3 protein-coding genes are annotated in these 18822 nt (G+C 64.5%); 2 read left to right on the top strand and 1 reads right to left on the bottom strand.

Going from position 1 to position 18822, the window contains the following annotated elements; translation table 11 throughout:
* Positions 1–137 precede the first annotated feature (137 nt).
* Positions 138–14867, bottom strand: coding sequence for a carbohydrate-binding protein (locus tag C9F12_RS01650; RefSeq protein ID WP_240184128.1), 14730 nt, complete (start codon positions 14865–14867; stop codon positions 138–140).
* A gap of 760 nt (positions 14868–15627) precedes the next feature.
* Here C9F12_RS01650 and C9F12_RS01640 point away from each other — a divergent pair.
* On the top strand, positions 15628–17400 hold the full coding sequence (locus C9F12_RS01640) for a type I secretion system permease/ATPase (RefSeq protein WP_108447747.1): 1773 nt from the start codon (positions 15628–15630) through the stop codon (positions 17398–17400).
* Entirely contained in the window at positions 17397–18713 is a 1317-nt protein-coding gene (locus C9F12_RS01635; protein ID WP_108132754.1) for an HlyD family type I secretion periplasmic adaptor subunit, read from the top strand. Before C9F12_RS01640 ends, C9F12_RS01635 begins: the two co-directional genes overlap by 4 nt.
* Positions 18714–18822: the final 109 nt, after the last annotated feature.

The following is an 18822-nucleotide window of genomic DNA, read 5'->3' as shown; positions in this document are numbered from 1 at the left end:
TTTCTGGAGCAGAGGATGGCCCCCCGGCCATCCTCCCTCCTCCATTTTTGTTGTCGTCAGACCCCGTTGCCGGGGCCTGACATGGCTTCCTCCCTCGTTTTTCTGTTCCGCCTTGGCTTGTTCTCCAAGCCTCAGCCTCAGAAGCCGGCGTCGTCCTGCTGAACGCCCTGGAGCCCGACATCGTCACTCATCGGCTGGCTGTCGATACCATCGTCGGCCTGGCTGGCGAGCGGATCGTCCGCCAGCAGCAGACTGGCGCTGGCCGCGTTGGCCGCCGCCACGTCTGGATCACGGGTCAGCTCGAAGGACGCGATGTCCTGGGAACCCCCGTTGAAGGTCAGTCGCAGCACCTGCACGCCTGCCTCCAGATCCAGGGTCATCGACGCCGTGTCGACGAACACGCCCCAGTCACTGGTCACCGGCGTGTCGACGCTGCCCTGCTCGTAGACGCTGCCGTTCTGCTCCACCGAGGCGGTGATACTGCGTCCGCCATTGGGGCCAGAAGTAACGAAGGACAGGGTATGGCTACCGGCCTGCTCGACATTGATGGTGTACTCGAGCCACTCGCCATCCTCGATCCAGCCCACGGCCTCACCCTGGCCGACGATATCCACTGGAGTATCGCGGAAGTCGCTACCGAACTGCGCCGAGCTCAGCTCGTTGAAGGCCTCGCCCTGCTCGCCCTCGTCGAACTGCACCGCATCCAGCGCAAGGCCATCATCGGCGTCCACCAGCCAGGGGGTACCACCGGCGTTGAACGCCTGCTGGCCATCCCGTGACAGCGAGAAGCCCTCAAGGTCCATGGACCCGCCGTTGAAGGTCAGGCGCAGCACCTGCTCACCGGCCTCCAGCGTCACCTGGGTGCTTTCGGTCTCGACATAGTTGGTCCAGCCACCGGTGGGCTCGACCCCCACCGGCGTGGCGGTGGCGTAGGGCGTGCCGTCGTCCTTGGTGAAGCTGGCGGTAATCGAGCGCTGCCCACCGCCGGTGGTACCCAGCGAGGCCAGGAAGGCCATGTCGTAGGTCCCCGCCTGCTCGATGTTCAGGGTGTACTCCACCCATTCGCCATCCTCGATCCAGCCGATGGCGCTGCCGCCGTTGGACAGATCCACCCCCTCGCCGCGCACGTTGCTGCCGAGCTGCGCCTCGCTGGTGTCGTTGTAGGCGACGTCCTGTCCGCCCTCGTCATAGTTCACCGCATCGAGGCTGAACTCGCTGCCCACCTGCCAGGGCTGGCCATCGTCGGTGAATGCCTGCTGGCCATCGTCCACCGCTCCCACCGGCGCCAGGGTAAAGCTCGCCAGATCCATGGAGCCGCCGTTGAAGGTCAGGCGTACCACCTGTTCGCCCGCCTCCAGCGCCACCTGGGTGGTCTCGGTCGGCACGAAGTTGCTCCAGCTACCGGTGTCGTTCACCGCCACCGGCGAGGCGCTCACGTAGGGGCTGTCGCCGCCCTTGGCAAAGCTTGCGGTGATGGTGCGCGGCCCGGGGAAATTGGTGTCCATCGAGGTCAGGAAACCAAGATCATAGAGCCCGTCTTCGGCCACGTTGATGGTGTACTCGACCCACTCGCCTTCGGTGATGTAGCCGATGGCCAGTGACGGCGTGGAGATGTCCACCGCCTCGTCCGAGCGGAAGCCATTGCCCTGATGCGCCGCGGTGGAGTCGTTGTACGACACCCCCTGACCGCCGCTATCGAACAACCGCGCCTCCAGGGTCAGACCGTCGGCGTCCACCAGCCACGGGGTCTGGGTGTCGTTGAACGGGTCCTGACCGTCGTCCACCGGCTCCACCAGATCCAGGCTGAACGATGCCAGATCGAGCTGACCGCCGTTGAACGTCAGCCTGAGCACCTGCTCACCCTCTTCCAGATCGAAGGTCAGGGGACCCACCTCGGTGAAGCTGGTGAAGCTGCCGGTGTTGGGCAAGGCCTGCGTCTGGGCATCGGTGTAGAAGTTGCCATCCTGCTCGAAGGCCGCGGTGATCGACTTGCCACCTGAGACCGCCGAGGTGGAGAAGTTCAGCGTATAGGTGCCTGCCGTCTCCACGTTCAGGGTGTACTCCAGCCACTCGCCGTCGGCCACATAGCCGATGGCCAGGCTACCGTTGGAGATGTCCACCGCCTCGTCGGAGCGGAAGCCATCGCCCTGGTGCGCGTCGGTGGTGTCGTTGTAGGCCACTCCCTGACCCCCGTTGTCGAAGAACCTCGCCTCCAGGGTCAGGCCGTCTGCTCCGACGGCCCAAGCGCTCTGGTCGTCGTTGAAGGCGGTCTGCTCCACCGGCGTCGGATCGTCGAGGAAGTTCGGGGTACCGTCGCCATCATCGTCGTCGTAGAGGTCCACGCGGCCATTGCCGTCGGCGTCCTCGGCGCCGGTCGGATCATAGGTGGTGACGTTCTCGACAAGGAAGATATTGTCGTTGTAGTCGTAGTTCACCCCCGCGTAGTCCTGGATGACGATATAGGTGTTCGGGATCACGTTGCCGTCGGCGTCCTTGGCCACGTACACCCGGATCAGGTGACCGTCGTTCTCGTCCCAGTTGAGGTTGGCCCCCGGGATACCGATGGCATCGATGGTGTCCTCGTAGAGGTTGGCATCGGGATCGGACCAGGAGATGTATCCCGGACGATCGGAGATCTCGGCATAGAAGCCGAAGGGATCGTCACGATCCAGGGTCGCCACCGCCAGGTTGTCGCCGTCATTCAGGGTACGCGGCAACAGGGTCTGACCGTCGGCCTCGTCATGGGCGATGATCTCGTCGATGTCGCGGCTGTCGACGTCGTGGATGAACAGCCGGGCGATGTCACCCTGGCCATGGTAGGCCGCCAGCTGGGTGATGGTGATCGGCGAGGCCCCGTCGGCGCGCTGGAAGTACGGCGCCAGAACCTCGTCGCCGTTGGCCTCCACCAGGCCGCCCTGGTTCATCTGTCCCTGGGCCACGTCGGTGGAGTAGCCGAAGGCGTTGACGATCTCCTGCACCGTCGGCTCCTGGCCGCTCTCGGACTGGTTCTGGCTGATGCCGGCCAGTTCGATCACCTTCTCGGCCTCGTCGGCGTCGCTTGAGCTGATGATCAGGCTGGCCTCGTAGAGCGAACCGTCGTTGGGGTCATCGGCGATAAAGCGCACCGTCACCTCCACCGACTCGCCCGGCGCCAGGGTCACCGCACTGAACGCCTCGGTCAGCTCGAACAGCGAGGTATCGCTGACCTCGACGTCGTCGATGGTCAGGGCATCGAAGCCGTCGTTGGACAGGGTGATGGTGACCTCGTCGTGGACCTCCTGGGCATCATTGACCGGGTTCTCGATGCGCGACATCACCAGGCGCTCGTCGGAAGGCACGCCGTCGTTGTTGGTCACGGTCAGCGAGCCACCGGACACCGGCTTGACCCCTTCGATCACGAACATGTTGTCGTTGTAGTCATAGTTGATGCCGGTGTAGTCCATGATCCCCAGGTAGGTATTGGGGATCACGTTGCCGTCGGCGTCCAGCGCCCGGAACATGCGCACCGTGTAGCCCCGCTCGATGCCGTCGGCGTCCGCCGGCGGCGTGCCTCCACCCTGGGGGTTGAGCGACGGATCGGTGGACAGGCCGGCCATCTCGATGCCGAAGACCTCTTCGCCGGCCCAGCCATCGGGGATGGTATCCCGGCTGAACGTCGCGGTGGCAAAGTCACCGTTGTTGACCAGCGGCAACAGCGTCTGGTTGTTGTCTCCCTGGTGGTTGGTAAAGATGATGTCCTGGTTCTTGTTGCCCGGCGCATGGATACCCAGCGTCGCCCCGCCACCACCGTGGTAGGCGGCGATCTGGGTGATCTTGGCCTCGCTTACGCCGTCGGCCAGCGACCAGTAGCGCGACAGCACCTCGTCGTCGTTGACCGGCCGATACAGGTCGAAGTCGTTGAGCACCGAGTTCTGGCCGCCACCGGTGGTCGCCAGACCATCGATCTGGTTGCCGAAGCCGAACACCTCCCAGACCTCGTTGACGTTGGGTTCCCAGCCACCCTCGTCACGAGCCTGCCAGAAGCCGGCCATGTGGATCTCGGCCACCGGCGAGTCCTGGTCATTGGTCACCAGTCGAATGCGACCCTCGAAGACACCATCCCCGGCGTCGGTGGTCGGCGCCGTATAGGCGTCCCGGTCGAACAGCACCGTGACCGTGAGCGACTCACCGGCAGCGAGGGTCAGGCCGTCGAACGCACCCGGATCGGCCAGCACGAAGGGCCCGTCGATATCGGACTCGAGAATCTCCAGCGGCTCGCTGCCGCTATTGGAGATCGTCACCGTGGCGCTGTCCTTGAACTCGCGATCATCGTTCGAGGCGCTGTTGTTCTCCAGGTAGCTGAAGTGCAGGCGGTTGGCGAAGTAGGCAGCATCGCCGCTCTGCACCTCGATATCGGCGTTGTCGTTACCGGTCAGCGGCGACACGTCGAGGTAGTCGAGGTCATCGGCACCATCGGCGCTGGATACCGCGCGCAGGTTGTACTCGACGCCGGCCTGAAGCTCGACGTAGATGCCCTGCTCGCCGTCGTCACCCACCCCGGGATAGGCCAGGCTATCGATGGTCTGCCCATTGAGGGTCAGCGCCAGCGAGCCACCGTCATCGGCACCGGCGTTGGCCGCCAGGTCCAGACGATAGAGACCGTCGCTGTCCACCGTGAAGTAGAAGTCGGCGGTCAGCTCATTGACGGTACGCGCACTGTTGCCATCCTCGAGCTCGATGCGGCCACCATCGGAGACATCGGCGTAGACCGGGATGAAGATGTCACCACTGTCGTCCGGCACCCGCAGCAGGTCGATGTTGGGGCCCACGGCATTCGGCGCGGTCAGCACGATGGTGTTGCTGCCGGCTTCCAGGTTGACCAGCACGTCCTGGAAGAACCAGTCGGTCTCGTCGTCGTTGCTCTGGCCGACGAAATTGAGCTGACCCAGGTCATTGCCGTTGATGGTCAGGCCCAGCGGACGGTCGGCCTTGCTCGCGGCCAGCGCGTAGCGGAAGCCGATCTCGTAGCTGCCCGCCTCGTCCACGTTCACCGTCCAGGTGATGGTCTGGTCCCCGGCACCGGCAAAGTCGACGAAGCCATCACCGGAGGCGTTGCGGTCGTCCTGGCTCTCGGGGACGACTACCGCCCCGCCGAGCGCGGCGTCCTCGGCCTCGTAGAGGGTGAAGCCTGGCGTTGCATCCTCTTCCTGGAGGATCGCCAGCTGGTCGATGTTGGGCCCGGTGTTGTCGGTGGCCTGGAAGCGCACCGTGTTGAGACCGGCTGCCAGATCGGCATCGATATCCACCGTCAGCCACTCGGCCCAGCGCGAGTCTGCGTCATCAAGCGACGGGTCCTGGGGCGGCGGGAAGGATACGACGCCCACCGAGACGTTGTTGACGAACACCTCCAGAGGACGATCGGCATTGCCGCCGTTGGCGTAGCGCACCCTGAGCACCGAGTCGCCGGCCTGATCGGGGTCCAGCTCGAAGCTGAAGGTGATGAAGTCCTCATTGGTGCTACCGAAGTCGGCGTAACCGCCGGGCACACCGTCATCGTCGACGTCATTGCCATCGACCCCGAAGGCGCCGGGTCGCAGGCCGTTGGGCAGATCTGCCTGGTTCGGCTCGGGATTGTTGATGTCGCGGATCTCGATCTCGGCGCCAGCACCGGAGGCCACGACCACCGAGGTGCCGTCATCCGGGGTCATGTCCTCGGCCTGGATGGCCAGCACCATGACCAGATCATCGACGGGATCGGGATCCGGATCGACGGGACCGGTGGTGCCACCCGGGGCCGGGTCGAGGCGAATGATCTGGCTCTGGCCGTTGCCGCGGTTGAGGGTCAGCAGGTAGAGCTGGCCGGTAGCCGGGTTCTCGATGATGTCCAGCGGGTCGACGTAGGTGATGACGTTGCCGTCGGGATCACGCAGCACATCGTCGCCGATGACGTTGCCGTTGGCGTCCAGGGTGATGGAGCGCACGTCGTCACCGCCGGAGTACTCGGTGAACAGCACGTTGCCCTGGAGGTTGCCGCCGAACACGCCGCTGGTGTATTCCACCGCCCCGTTGGGCGAGCGGTTCTCGCCCAGCGAATAGACCCCGGCGATGTCGTAGGTGCCCTCGGGAATGGTGCCCGTCGGGTACTTGTCGACCTGGTTGGGGTCGTTGGCACCGGTGGGATTGCCGCCATTCAGAATGTACTCGTCACGCAGCGGGTTCGGATGGCCGTAGTAGCCGCCCTCCTCGATACGGAACAGGTAGTCATCCTGATTCTCGACATTGGTGTAGCGCTCGTTCTCCGGCGTGGAGGGATCATCCGGCACGTTGCCACCGGCCGCCGAGCCGTTGGTCGGCACGTAGAGGAAGCCGTTGGAGTGCCACACCAGGTCGTAGGCGTTACGCGCCCCGGTGGCGAAGATCGTCAACACCGCGTCGGGGGCGTAGGGATCGTAGTAGGTCTCCAGCACGTTGCCACTGGCGTCCTGGACCGTGGCTACGCCGCGATCGTCGAACACCAAGAACTCGCCGTTGCCCATGGGGATGGGATCATCCTTGGGATGACCGTCGGGGTCATCGAAGCGCCGGTTCAGGCCATCGTCGGGCAGCGGTTCGGTGCTGACGTCGAAGGGCCCATTGGACACGTCACGGGTCGGATCGATCTCCAGCACTGCGGCGTTCAGAAGACGCTCGGGACGGTTGCCCCAGGCGCTGTCCGGCTCGCCCATGGCGGTGTTCGAGCCCTGGATCAGATACAGCAGATGGCTCGGCACGTCCGGGTTGGTGTCCGGGTCGTAGTCCGGGTTCTCGCGGAACTCGAGGCTGTTGGTCACGTGGTCGCCGTTGGAGCGCGGCAAGCCGGTGATATAGGCCTCGGCGGTACCGGAGAAGCCGGGTCCATCGTCCAGGGTGATCTTGGTGATCCGTCCGCTGAAGTCCGGCACACCGTTGTCACGTCCGGTCAGCGGGATCGGATAGTTGTCGGTGATCCACAGCACATTGGGATCGGTGGGGTCCACCACCAGACCGATGATGCCGCGCTGCTGACTCTGTCCCGGCTGGTCGAAATAGTCGTTGGGCAGACTCAGATCCTGGCGATTGGACAGCGAACCGTCGATCGGGTCGACGTCGTAGCGCAACAGTTCACCGCTGATGGTGGCGATGTACATGTAGGCGCCATCCGGGCTCATCTCCAGCGAGGTGAAGCCGAAGGCACCGTCGGCGGCGCCGTTGAGTTCCACCACGTCGTTGAAGGCCACGTCGCGCGCGACCACCTCCGGCTCGGCGCCGGTGACGAAGGTGTTGGTGTACTTCTGGAACTCGCGGGTCGGCGCGCTCGCATCGTCGTTGGGGCCACGGTCCTGGAAGCCGTCGATCACCAGGGTGTAGCTGGTGAACGGCTTGAGGGTCTGGCTCGGCGAGATGGTCAGCGAATCGAAGCCGCCGGTGGTGTTGGCGTTGAAGCTGACTTCCTGACCGGTGACGGTCTCGAACAACCGGATCGAGCCGTCGCCCAGGCTTTCGAGCAGGGCTCCACCACGTCCGTCCACCACCGAGATGCCGACAAAGATGTCGGAGGTCGGATCGACCCCGGTGGGAATGGCACCGTCATCCGGATCGAGATCCACCTCCACCTCGTTCTGGCCGACCCCGGCGATCGCCCGGGCGTCGGTGAAGAAGGCGTAGTCTTCGGCGGCATCGCGATCGTCCCCAGGGGTCAGGTCCGGCAGGGCCTGAATCTCGATGTACTGGATCTCGGTGTTCTCGTTGTTGAGCCCCATCGAATCCAGGGTCAGACGACCGTCGGTGACCTGGACGATGCGGGTGACCAGGTCAGAGCGCACGCCGTCGGTGTCGTTGGACGGGTTGGTGTCGGCCGGGAAGTCATCCGGGCGGAACGGGGTGAAGGGGTCGTTGAACAGCTCGCCCTCGGCGTTGAGCACGTTGTTGCTGTCGTAGGGCCCACTGGTATCACCGATGGAGATGGTGACCTCGTAGAAGCCGTCTTCCAGCTCGATCTCCCAGCCGGCCCGCACATAGTTGGGTCCCGGCTGGTCGAAGTGGGCGTAGGTTCCCTGACGCGGGTCGAGGCCGGCGATGTCATCGGTGCGATCATTGACCGCAACGCTGGTCAGCGAACTGATGTCCAGTGGCTCGGTGCCGGGATCGCCATCGTAGATCGACTCCTCGGTGACCCAGCCGTACTGGTAGGTCTGGCCGTCGACGGTGACCGACTGGGTGCCAAAGGCCTTGCCGTTGTCGGCGATGTAGCCATCCGGCACCGCGGTGCCCTCGGGCTGGAAGTTGATCTTGACCGAGAAGCGATCGCCCGGCTCCACCGGACGATCCGGTGCCACCCCGTCACGACTCACCGTCAGGCTGTCGATGTTGGGGCCAGCGTTGCCGATATTGGCCAGACGAATGGTGTTGTCGCCGGCCTCAAGCTCCACCTCGATGGTGGTGGTGGTCCAGTTCTCCCAGCCGGCCGCGTCGGTTCCGGTGGAGGCAAAGGCCAGGCTGCCCTGGCTCTGGCCGTCGACCAGGATATCCATGGGACGGTCGGCGCCGTTGGTGCCGGCGTTGGTATAACGCACCTCCAGGGTGTAGGTGCCGGCCTCATCGACGCTCACCTGAAACTCGGCGGCGTCACCGGCGTCGGCGCCCATGTCCAGGTAACCGCTACCGGAGAAGCCATTCCATAGACCGTCGGGGCCGGCTGCGGTGTTGGTTTCCGGATTGTCGGCGTCGCGCACCTGGGTGTCGCCGTCGGCGTCGACGATGGTCAGCGCCTCACCCTCGATGGCGAAGTTGAACGCCGGGGTGCCGACGTCGGCCTCGTTGAAGTCGAACACCACCTGGTCGATGTTGGGACCGCCGGTGGCGCCCGCGGGCATGGTCAGGGTGAAGGTGTTGGCGCCCTCGACCAGCTCTACCTCGACTTCCAGGGTCTGCCACTCGTTCCAGGCGTCCGCGCCGGTGGCGTTGGGGAAGCCGAGCTGGCCCTGATCATCGCCGTTGACGGTCAGATCCAGCGGCCGCGGGGCATCACCTCCATTGGCATAACGCACGGTGGCGGTGTAGCTGCCGGCCTCCACCGCGTTGACGTTGAAGGTGATCTGGTCGCCGGGGTTGGAGCCGAAGTCCAGGTAGGCGTCACCCACCGCGCCGGGGCGATGATTGCCGAAGTCGTCGGGATTGTCCGCATCCACCGGCCGGGTGACCTCGCCCTGGGCGGTACCGCCCACGTCGACGATGTCGGCGTCCTCTCCCTGCAGGGTGATCGGCGCCACCACCACGTCGTCGTCCTCGAAGCTGACCACTTCGGTGGCGCTGGCCTCGTTGCCGGCGGCGTCGGTGACAAACAGCGAGACGGTGAGATCACCGCTCTGGTCGTCGAGCTGGCCGCTCAGGTCCAGGGTAATGTTGCCCGAGGCATCCGGCGTCACCTCGGTGCGGGTCGCGCCACCGTCGAAGGACACCTCGACGGTGGTAACGTCGTCATCGACGCCCGAGACATTGAACACCGCCGCCGCCAGCTGGTTGGCGTCGAGGGTATCGTCGTCGGCGACGATGGCGAGATCGCCGTCCTCGTCAGCGCTGACGTCCTCCGCAATCGGGCCGCTGCCGCCCTCGGTCACCTCGATGCGATCGATGTTGGGACCGGTATTGGCACCTGCCGGGATCGCCAGGGCGATGGTGTTGCTGCCCGCCTCCAGGGTCACGGTGACGGTCTCGAACTGCCAGTGGTCGAAGCCTTCCTCGGGGCCGGTGCCGTCCGGATCGGTGCTGACCATGGCCAGGGCGAGCGGATCACCGCCGTTGATCACCAGGTCCAGCGGACGATCGGTATTGGTGGCGTAGCGCACACTGATGTCGTACTGGCCGGCCTGGGCCACGTCGATCTGCCAGCTGACGTTGTCTCCCGGGGTGTCACCGAAGTCCAGATAGCCGGTGCCACTGAAGCCCGGACGCAGTCCGGTGGGCTGGTTCGCCTCGGGGTTGTCCGGGTCGCGAACCTGGGTGTCGGTGTTGTTGGGGTCGGTATCGAAGCTCTCGACCACACCGTCCTCGGCCTGCAGGCTCAAGGGCGAGAAAGGCGCCTCGTCGACGTCGTTGACGGTGACCGACACCAGCTCGGTGGTGGAAAGATCACCGTCGCTGACGCTGACCTCGACCTCATAGACGTTGTCTTCGTTGGCGTCCGCCGCCAGCTCGAAGTCACGCGCCGAGGTAAAGGCCAGCGCTCCGGTATCAGCGTTGATGGTGAACAGCGGCGCGTCGACACCACCGGTGATGGCAAACACCGGCGCCGTCAGGGTGGCCGGCTGACCGTCCTCATCGAGCACCGCGATGGACCCGATCTCGGTCAGGTTCTCGTCGATGGCAAGTGCGGTTGCACCGATCGAGAGACTCTCGTTGACGTCGTTGACCGTGACCAGGGTCGCCTGGGACACGCTGTCTTCGCCGTCGCTGACGATGACCGTCAGCTCATAGACGCCGTCTTCGTTGGCGTCTGCGGCGAGCTCGGCGTCCGGGGCATTGACGAAGCTCAGTACGCCGGTATTGGCGTCGAAGCTGAACAGCGCGGCATCGGCGCCCTCGAGGGTCACCGTCAGGGCGTCACCGTCCAGGTCGTCCAGTGTCAGGGTCGCCACGGCACTGGTGTTTTCATCGACACTGACGCTGTCGTCGAGGCCGTCAATCGTCGGGGCGTTGTTGACCGGCTCCTCGATGCGCAGGAGGTCCAGCGAGTCGATGCGCATCAGCTCGCCGCCCTCGCCTCTAAGCTCCAGCGACAGCAGCGAATCGGCGGTAATCTCCACCGGCGTCTCGAACACGATCTCCTTGCGGTTGCCGCTCTGACCGGCGTTGCCCCGGCCACCACTACCCACCAGGGTGCCGAAGTCGTCGCTCAATACGACGTCGGAGGTCAGGCTGTCGCTCGACAGATTGCGCGCCTCGAGGGCATTGCCGTCGATGGACAGGGTCAGTTCACCCTCACCGTCGGTCTCGTCGAAGACGTACAGGGTAACGCGATACCAGCCCGGCTCGACGCCTGCGGCCGCAAGCTCGGTGCCCACGGTGGCGGGCGCGTTGCTGGTCACGCGGATCAGCTCATTGCCCGAGGCGCTGGCGTTGCCGGTGGCGATGACGTTGTCGGCGTCCAGGTCGGTAAAGGCCTCGGCCTCGATGGTCACGACGTCACCGATATCGGTGCCCTCGATCTGGAACTCCAGCACCTGGGTCGCGGACAGACCGCCGGGATCGGTGGCGCGCAGGGTCACACTGAAATTGCCGCCCTGGGAGGGCGTGCCCTGGATCACGCCATTGACCACCTCGAGTCCTGCCGGCAAGTCTTCGACCGTCAGGGTCAGGTCGTCACCATCGGGGTCGGAGAACAGCGGCGCGAAGTCGGCGATCGCCACCTGGCCGAAGGCCTCGCCGACTTCACCGAAGAACGGCTCCAGCGCCGCCGGTTCCGCCACCGGAGCGTCGTTGACGTTGTCGATGGTCAGCACAAAGCTGTCGGAGGTCTCGATCTGACCGTCATCGGCAAACAAGGTAACGGTATAATCACCGGGTTCCAGCCCGTCCAAGCTGCCGCTCAGCACGCTGCCGTCGATGGCAAGACCAGCGGCGTCGACAGGCGCACCATCGGCGTCGGCCACCTCAAAGCGGTAGCTCAGGTCGTCGCCGTCGGGGTCCTCGAAGGCCAGGTCGACCTCGAGGGTGGAACCTTCATCGAGGGCAAGGTCGGCGACGCCACCACCGACCACCTGCGGCGCCTGATTGACGTCGCCGGTGGTGGCCTCGCTCAGGGTCACGTTGGAGAAGCGCGCGCTGCCCTTGGCGCCCAGGTCGTCGTCGTTGACGAACACCAGCGAATCGATGGTGGTGCCCGCGTGGGCCGACAGATCGATGGTAAAGCTGACGACGCCATCACCGTCGTCATCGACGCCCTGTCCACGCAGGTCGACAAAACCACCCTGGCTCTGGGTGCCGGCCAGCTGGTAGGCGCTGTTGCCACCGTTGAAGGGGTTGTCGTCGAGGTCAAAGCCGATCGCGATGATTTCCGACACCGGGGTGTCAGAGGCGCTGAGTTCGAGCGTCAGGCGGGTGTCGGCGGTGATCTGGTAGCTTTCGCCCAGGGCCACCCGCTTCCACACGTTGTCGGTCAGGGCGAGCGTCGCGCCGGCGTCTTCCACCGCCGCGCCGGTGCCCTGGGACGGGTTGTCCTGGTTGCCGCCGTAGGACGAGATCGCCCCCGCCGAGAAGTCCACCGTCAGCGGGGCATCGTCGGCTTCCAGGGTGACCTGGGTGCTGGTGCTGGCTTCGTTGCCGGCGGCGTCGGTGACGTAAAGGGTGACGTCCAGGGTGCCGGCGCCCTGGCCGGACAGGTCCAGCTGGAAGCTGCCGCCATCGACCCCGACCGGGGTGCGGGTGGTGCCGCCGTCGAAGCTTACCTCGACGACGTCGGCGTCGGTGTCCAGCCCCGCCAGGTTGAAGGTGACAGCGTCGCTGTCATCCGCGGTTACCGGATCGACCGGGCCGCTGAGCGCCAGGTCAGCACCCTCGTCGGCGGTGGTATCCAGCGTCAACGAAAGCTCGCGAGTCGCACGGTTGCCGAAGGCATCCATCGCGATCAGGCTGGCCGCCAGCGGCCCATCGGCCTGGCCGGACAGGTCGAGGCTGAAGTCACCGTTGGCGTCCGGGGTGACCTCCTCGACGTTGACGCCGCCATCGAAGCTGACGCCGACGAAGACGATGTCATCATCCAGCCCCGTCACGTTGAAACCCGCCGAGGCAGCGGCGTCGGCATTGATCAGGGCGGAAGCGGAGCTGAACGACAGGTCGTCACCTTCGTCGCCCTCGACATCGCCGACCGGACCGGTACCCGCCGTGGTGACCTCGAGACGATCGACGTTGGGTCCATTGTTGCGGCCAGCCGGGATCGCCAGGGTGATGGTGTTGTCGCCGGCCTGCAGACTCGCCGTCAGGGTCTGGTAACCCCAGACATCGAATCCCTCGGGATCGACATTGCCGGCGTTGGGGTCTGTGCTGGCAAAGGCCTGGGTCGAGGCGTCTCCCCCGTTGATCGACAGATCCAGCGGGCGCGCCCCGTTGCTGGCGTAGCGGAAGTTCAGGTCGTAGTCACCCGCCTCGGACACGTTGACGGTAAATGTCAGGCTGTCACCGGGTTCGCTGCCGAAGTCCACATAGCCGGTGCCAGAGTAGTCCGGGCGTAGCCCGACAAAGCCGCCGCTCTCGGGGTTCTCGGCGTCGCGCACCAGGGTGGCGGCACCGTTGTCGACGCCGAGCTCGGCGTCCTCGGCCTGCACCACCAGCGGGTCGATCACTGGATTGGTGACCGCAGCGCTGACCAGGGCCAGCTCGATCTTGTCGATATTGGGGCCATTGGTATAGCCGCCGCCCAGACGCAGGGTATTGGAACCGGCAGCCAGGTCTACCTCCAGGGTCTCGACGGTCCAGCCTTCCCACTGGCTGCTCTGATTGGGCCGGTTGGCAGCGTCGAGATCGGACTCGACATCGTCGGGGTAGTAGTCCGGCGCCGTGGTTGTCGCGAAGGCAAAGGTGCCCAGGGTGGTGGTGGTCGCGCCGTCCACCAGTATCAGGTCCAGCGGACGGGGGTCGGAGGTCGCGTAGGTGACGCTTACGGTGTAGGTGCCGGCGGTGGCCACGTCCAGGGTAAAGTCAGCGCTGGCATTGGCATTACCAAACGCCCAATCCAGGTAGCCGGCACCTTCGGCGCCGACGCGGAAGGTCTCGTTGTTGTTGGTGAAGTCAGCGATGCTGTCGAGCGTCGCCACCCGGTTGGTGCCGCTGTCGTTCACGTCCTCGGCGGGCGACAGCAGCATGTCCTCGCCTTGCACCACGTAGCGATCGGGGTCCGGGGCGGTGATTTCCAGATAGTCGATGTTAGGCCCGCTGGCCCCGTTGGAGGTCAGCGTAATGGTGTTGGTGCCCTGGGCCAGGGTCACCCGTACCGGCTGGGTCAGCTCGAAGTTGGTGAAATCATCGCCGGTGGCGGGCAGGTCGAACATGCGGTCGAACAGCTCGCCATTGACGTCCAGTCGCAGTGGACGGTTGCCGTCGCCCATGGCGTAGCGCAGCACCAGGTCGTATTCACCGGCCTCCGGCGCCTCGAAGGTGAAGGTCAGGCTCTCGCCACCGGCCACGCCGTTGCCGTAGTCCACGTAGGCGTTGCCCTCGGCGTCGGCGGCGTCAGGGTTAGCCGGATCACTGACCACGGCGATTCCGGTATCGCCGGCAATACTGGCCGAGGCGCCGTCGCTGGCGTCATCGTCCTCGGCCTGGATACGCAGCGAAAAGCCGATCGGTGCGGCCGCGGCCACTATTGAGGGGGTGGCTGAAGGGGTGGCTGAAAGCGCTGCGGCTGGGGTGGTAGAAAGCGCTGCTGGGGTTGCTGCCGAGCTTGATGCTGGGGTTGCCAAAGGCGCTGTGCTATCGGACGCAGCAGGCGCGCCTGGTGCCGACGCCGGCGCTGCATCTGCCGGGATACCCTGATCACCAGACGCTTGTTCCGATGCTTCCAGACCTTCACCGTCCTGCCCCGCTTCCACCTGGCCACTCGGGCCTGCGACTTCTTCGTCACTGGCAGCCTCGGCGTCCTCGATAAGCACATCGAAGGCGGCACGAAGTCCGCCCAGAGCCTGCCCTTGCCCATCGAGGGCATCGATCACCATGGCCAGCTTGCCCGGTTGCGGCGTCGGAAGATGGTCAAACACAAAGGGCCGTTCGAAACGCTCGAAGACGCTTTGTGCGCCGGCGGCATCCTTCCAGGTCATCCGCACGGCTTCGACCGCGTCCCGCCATTGGCCAGGATGCGGTGCGACCACCAGATCATGCATCTCGAAATCTTTTGTCCGAAATTCCGCCTTATCTGCCAGACGCTTTTGAAATGACTTTTGCCCACGGCTCACAAATGACATGGAAAACATGGCCTGCCCCCTGACGATTATTTTGGATAGTGATTGCCACCAACTACCAACAAGAACCCATCGACTTTCTTCGAAGATCTCTCTCGCCGCTTTACAGTCCGCCCAGACGAATCCCCAACTTCCGCTGAGACAACAAACGAACCGGCAGCCAGAAAGAGATGGCTCTCTCTGATTCTATAACCCGACGGAGGTACATCAAGATTTTTTTGACAGCGCTAACAATGCGAAATAAACGGTAGAAAAACCCTCATCAACGGTGCTATATCTTGTTGTTTTTTATTGTTTTATTAAATTTCTAACCTATCTGCATGCAGTATACCAACCACTCCAAAACCAAAAACAAGGCACCTTGAAGTCCAGCGTAACAACACTCCAACATGAGACTTTTATTATGCCAACATCGGATATATATTCAGATTTTCACTATTAAAAAATCAGAGATACAGCCCGCAGATAACTGGGGAATAAAATCCAAAGAATAACTAGGCAAAAGCCCCTGCAAAGTAGTTGCAAGGTAGAAAAATCCGCATAACATCTTTAGTCATTCGTCGTCCTCATTGACCCACGACATTGACCATCTATAGGCAAATGGCCCAACCGATTTTCTAAAAAAACGGCGTAATGTTCGCCAAACAAGAAAAATGACGTAACGTCCAGGGGGAGAGGGAAGATGTCTGCGGAACACAACGATCTGCGCAAGGTGCTGGCCTTCTGCCGGCGCAGCTTTGGCTATGTGGCCCTGTTCAGCCTGTTCATCAACCTGCTGATGCTGGTGCCGCCACTCTATATGCTGCAGGTGTATGACCGGGTGCTGACCACCCGCAGCCAGGAAACCCTGTGGATGCTGACTCTGGTGGTGGTGTTCCTGTTTCTGGTGATGGGTGGGCTCGAGCTGATGCGCTCACGCATCCTGGTCCGGGTCGGCAATCGCCTCGATGCGCTGATCAGTCCCCGGCTCTACAGCGCCATGTTCAAGCGCACCCTGTCGAGTCCCGGCAAGCCCTCCGCCCAACCGCTCAACGACCTGACCAGCCTGCGTCAGTTCCTCTCCGGCAACGGCCTGTTTGCCTTCTTCGATGCGCCCTGGGTACCGGTCTACATCGGGGTGCTGGCACTCTTTCATCCGTGGTTTGGGCTGTTTGCCCTGGGCGCCGGCGTGATCCTGGCCACCATCGCGGTCATCAACGAGCGTATGACCAAGCAACTGCTGACCGAGGCCAACGGTCGCCACGTGCAGTCCCAGGACCTGGCCAACAGCAACCTGCGCAACGCCGAGGTGCTGCACGCCATGGGCATGCTGCCCGGGATCCAGGGCCGCTGGGCGGCGCGCCATCGTGAATACCTGGTGCTGCAATCCCAGGCCAGCGATCGTTCGGGCCTGCTGACCAATACCTCCAAGGTGCTGCGGCTGATGTTCCAGTCGCTGATCCTGGGCATCGGTGCCTTTCTGGTGCTCAGGGGCGAGCTGACCCCTGGCATGATGATCGCCGGTTCGATCCTGATGGGCCGCGCCCTCGCCCCCATCGACCAGATGATCAACGGCTGGAAGGGCTTTTCCGGGGCACGCACGGCCAAGGGACGACTCGAGGCGTTGCTCGACGAGGTGCCCGCCGATCCGCCGACCATGCCGCTGCCCCGGCCCCGGGGTCAGCTCAGCCTGGAAGGTGTCAGCGCCGCGCCTCCCGGCGTGCGCCTGCCGACCCTGACCAACATCGACCTCAAGCTTGCCAAGGGCGAACACCTGGCCGTGGTCGGCCCCAGCGCCTCGGGCAAGTCGAGCCTTGCCCGGGTGGTGCTCGGGCTATGGCCGGCTCAGCTTGGCTGTGTGCGCCTGGATGGCGCCGATATCAACAAGTGGGATCGCACTGCGCTGGGCCCCTACCTCGGCTATCTGCCCCAGGACATCGAGCTGTTCGACGGCAGCGTGGCCGAGAACATCGCCCGCTTCCAGGAGGTCGACCCCGAGCAGGTCGTACGTGCCGCCCGCCGTGCCGGCGTGCATGAACTGGTGCTGAAGCTGCCCGAAGGCTATGACACCTATCTGGATCACGGCGGCACCGCGCTGTCTGCCGGTCAGCGCCAGCGTATCGGCCTGGCCCGAGCGCTCTACGGCGACCCCGCGCTGATCGTGCTGGATGAACCCGACGCCAATCTGGACGATGCCGGTGAGGCCGCCCTGGCCGAGTGCCTGCTCCAGCTGCGCCAGCAGGGCACCACCGCGCTGGTGATCACCCATCGCCAACGCCTGCTGAGCAACGTCGATCGTATCCTGGTACTCAAGGACGGCCAGATCGCCTCGCTGACGCCGCCCCGCCGCAACACGCCGGCGGCCGCCGTGGCCACCGCTGGACGGCGCTCGCCCGGCGTCACCACCCTGCACCCCAGCGCCCGGGGGCGCTCCCCCGTCAACCGCCGCAGCGGCGGTGAGGAGACCTCATCATGAACAGCCCCTCCCCTTCCCAGGACGACCTGCCGCTGCAGGACACTCGCTATCGGCGCATGGGCCTGATCATCCTGCTGGTCGCCTTCGGCGGCTTCGGCAGCTGGTCGGTGATGGCCAGCCTGGCGGTCTCGGTGGTGGCTCCAGGCTCGGTGTCGGTAGAGAGCTTCACCAAGACGGTGCAGCATCTCGAGGGTGGCATCGTCGAGCAGATCCACGTCGAGGATGGCAGCCAGGTCGAGGCCGGCGCACCGCTGATCACCCTGGATGACACCCAGGCGATGGCCCAGAGTCGTATCGTCGAGACCGAGTACCTGATCGCCCGCGCCAGCGAAGTACGCCTGCTGGCCGAACAGTCCGGCGCCGAAACGCTGGTCTTCCCCCAGGCCCTGATCGATTCGGACAACGCCCGGGTACAGGCGGTGCTGGAGGTTCAACGACGGCTGTTCGAGGTACGCCGCGACTCGCTGGAGGGCACCCTGGCGGCGCTCGACCAGCAGATCCTCCAGCTCGAGGAGCAGATCACCGGCCTCGAGGAGACCCAGGTCATCACCCAGCGACGAATCGACTCCCTCAACGGCGATGTCGCCAACCACCGCAAGCTGTTTCGTGATGGTTTGATCAGCAGCCAGCGCATGCGCGAGATGGAGCGCGAGAGCCTGGAGTACCAGAGCGACAACGCTCGTCACGTCTCCGAGGTGGCCAGGCTCAGGGCCCAGATCAGCGAGAACACCCTGAACAAGCAGATTCGCCTGCAGGAGTTCCAGCAGCAGGTCGGCGAGGCGCTGCGCCAGGTGCAGGCCGAGGTGGCGGACGCTGAAGAACGCCTGGTGGCGCTGAACGATACCTTGAAGCGCACCCAGATCACCGCCCCGGTAGCGGGCACCGTGGTCGGGCTCAAGGTGCATACCCTGGGCGCGGTGGTGCGCGGCGGCGACCCGCTGATGGACCTGGTGCCCATGGGCGACGGCTTTATCGTCGAGGCCAAGGTGGCCAACCACGACGTCGACCATCTGTACCTTGGCCAACCGGCGGAAATCCGCTTCAGCGCCTTCAACCAGCGGCTGTCCAACGTCATCGACGGTGAGGTCGTCCACGTCAGCGCCAACAGTTTCGAGGACGAGGCGACGCGCCAGCGCTACTACAAGGTACGCATCCAGGTCACCGAACTCGGCGAGAAGGACATGACCGAGAATATGCGGCTGATGGCCGGCATGCCGGCAGAGGTGATGATCCGCACCAGCGAAAGAAGCTTCGCCAGCTATGTGGCGAAACCGATCGTGGACATGCTGGCCCGAGCGATGCGGGAAGAGTAACTAGTGAGACCGCCTTTTCACGCGACACCCTTGCGCGCGTGAAAGGCGGAACACCGAGGATCACCGGCCCTCCGCGACACCCTTGCGCGCGTGAAAGGCGGAACACCAA

Origin of the sequence: Halomonas sp. BN3-1 (assembly GCF_003056325.1) — a bacterium.
Classification (GTDB): domain Bacteria; phylum Pseudomonadota; class Gammaproteobacteria; order Pseudomonadales; family Halomonadaceae; genus Halomonas; species Halomonas litopenaei.
Note: the sequence above shows the minus strand (reverse complement) of the source record. Positions and strands in the feature narration are given on the sequence as shown.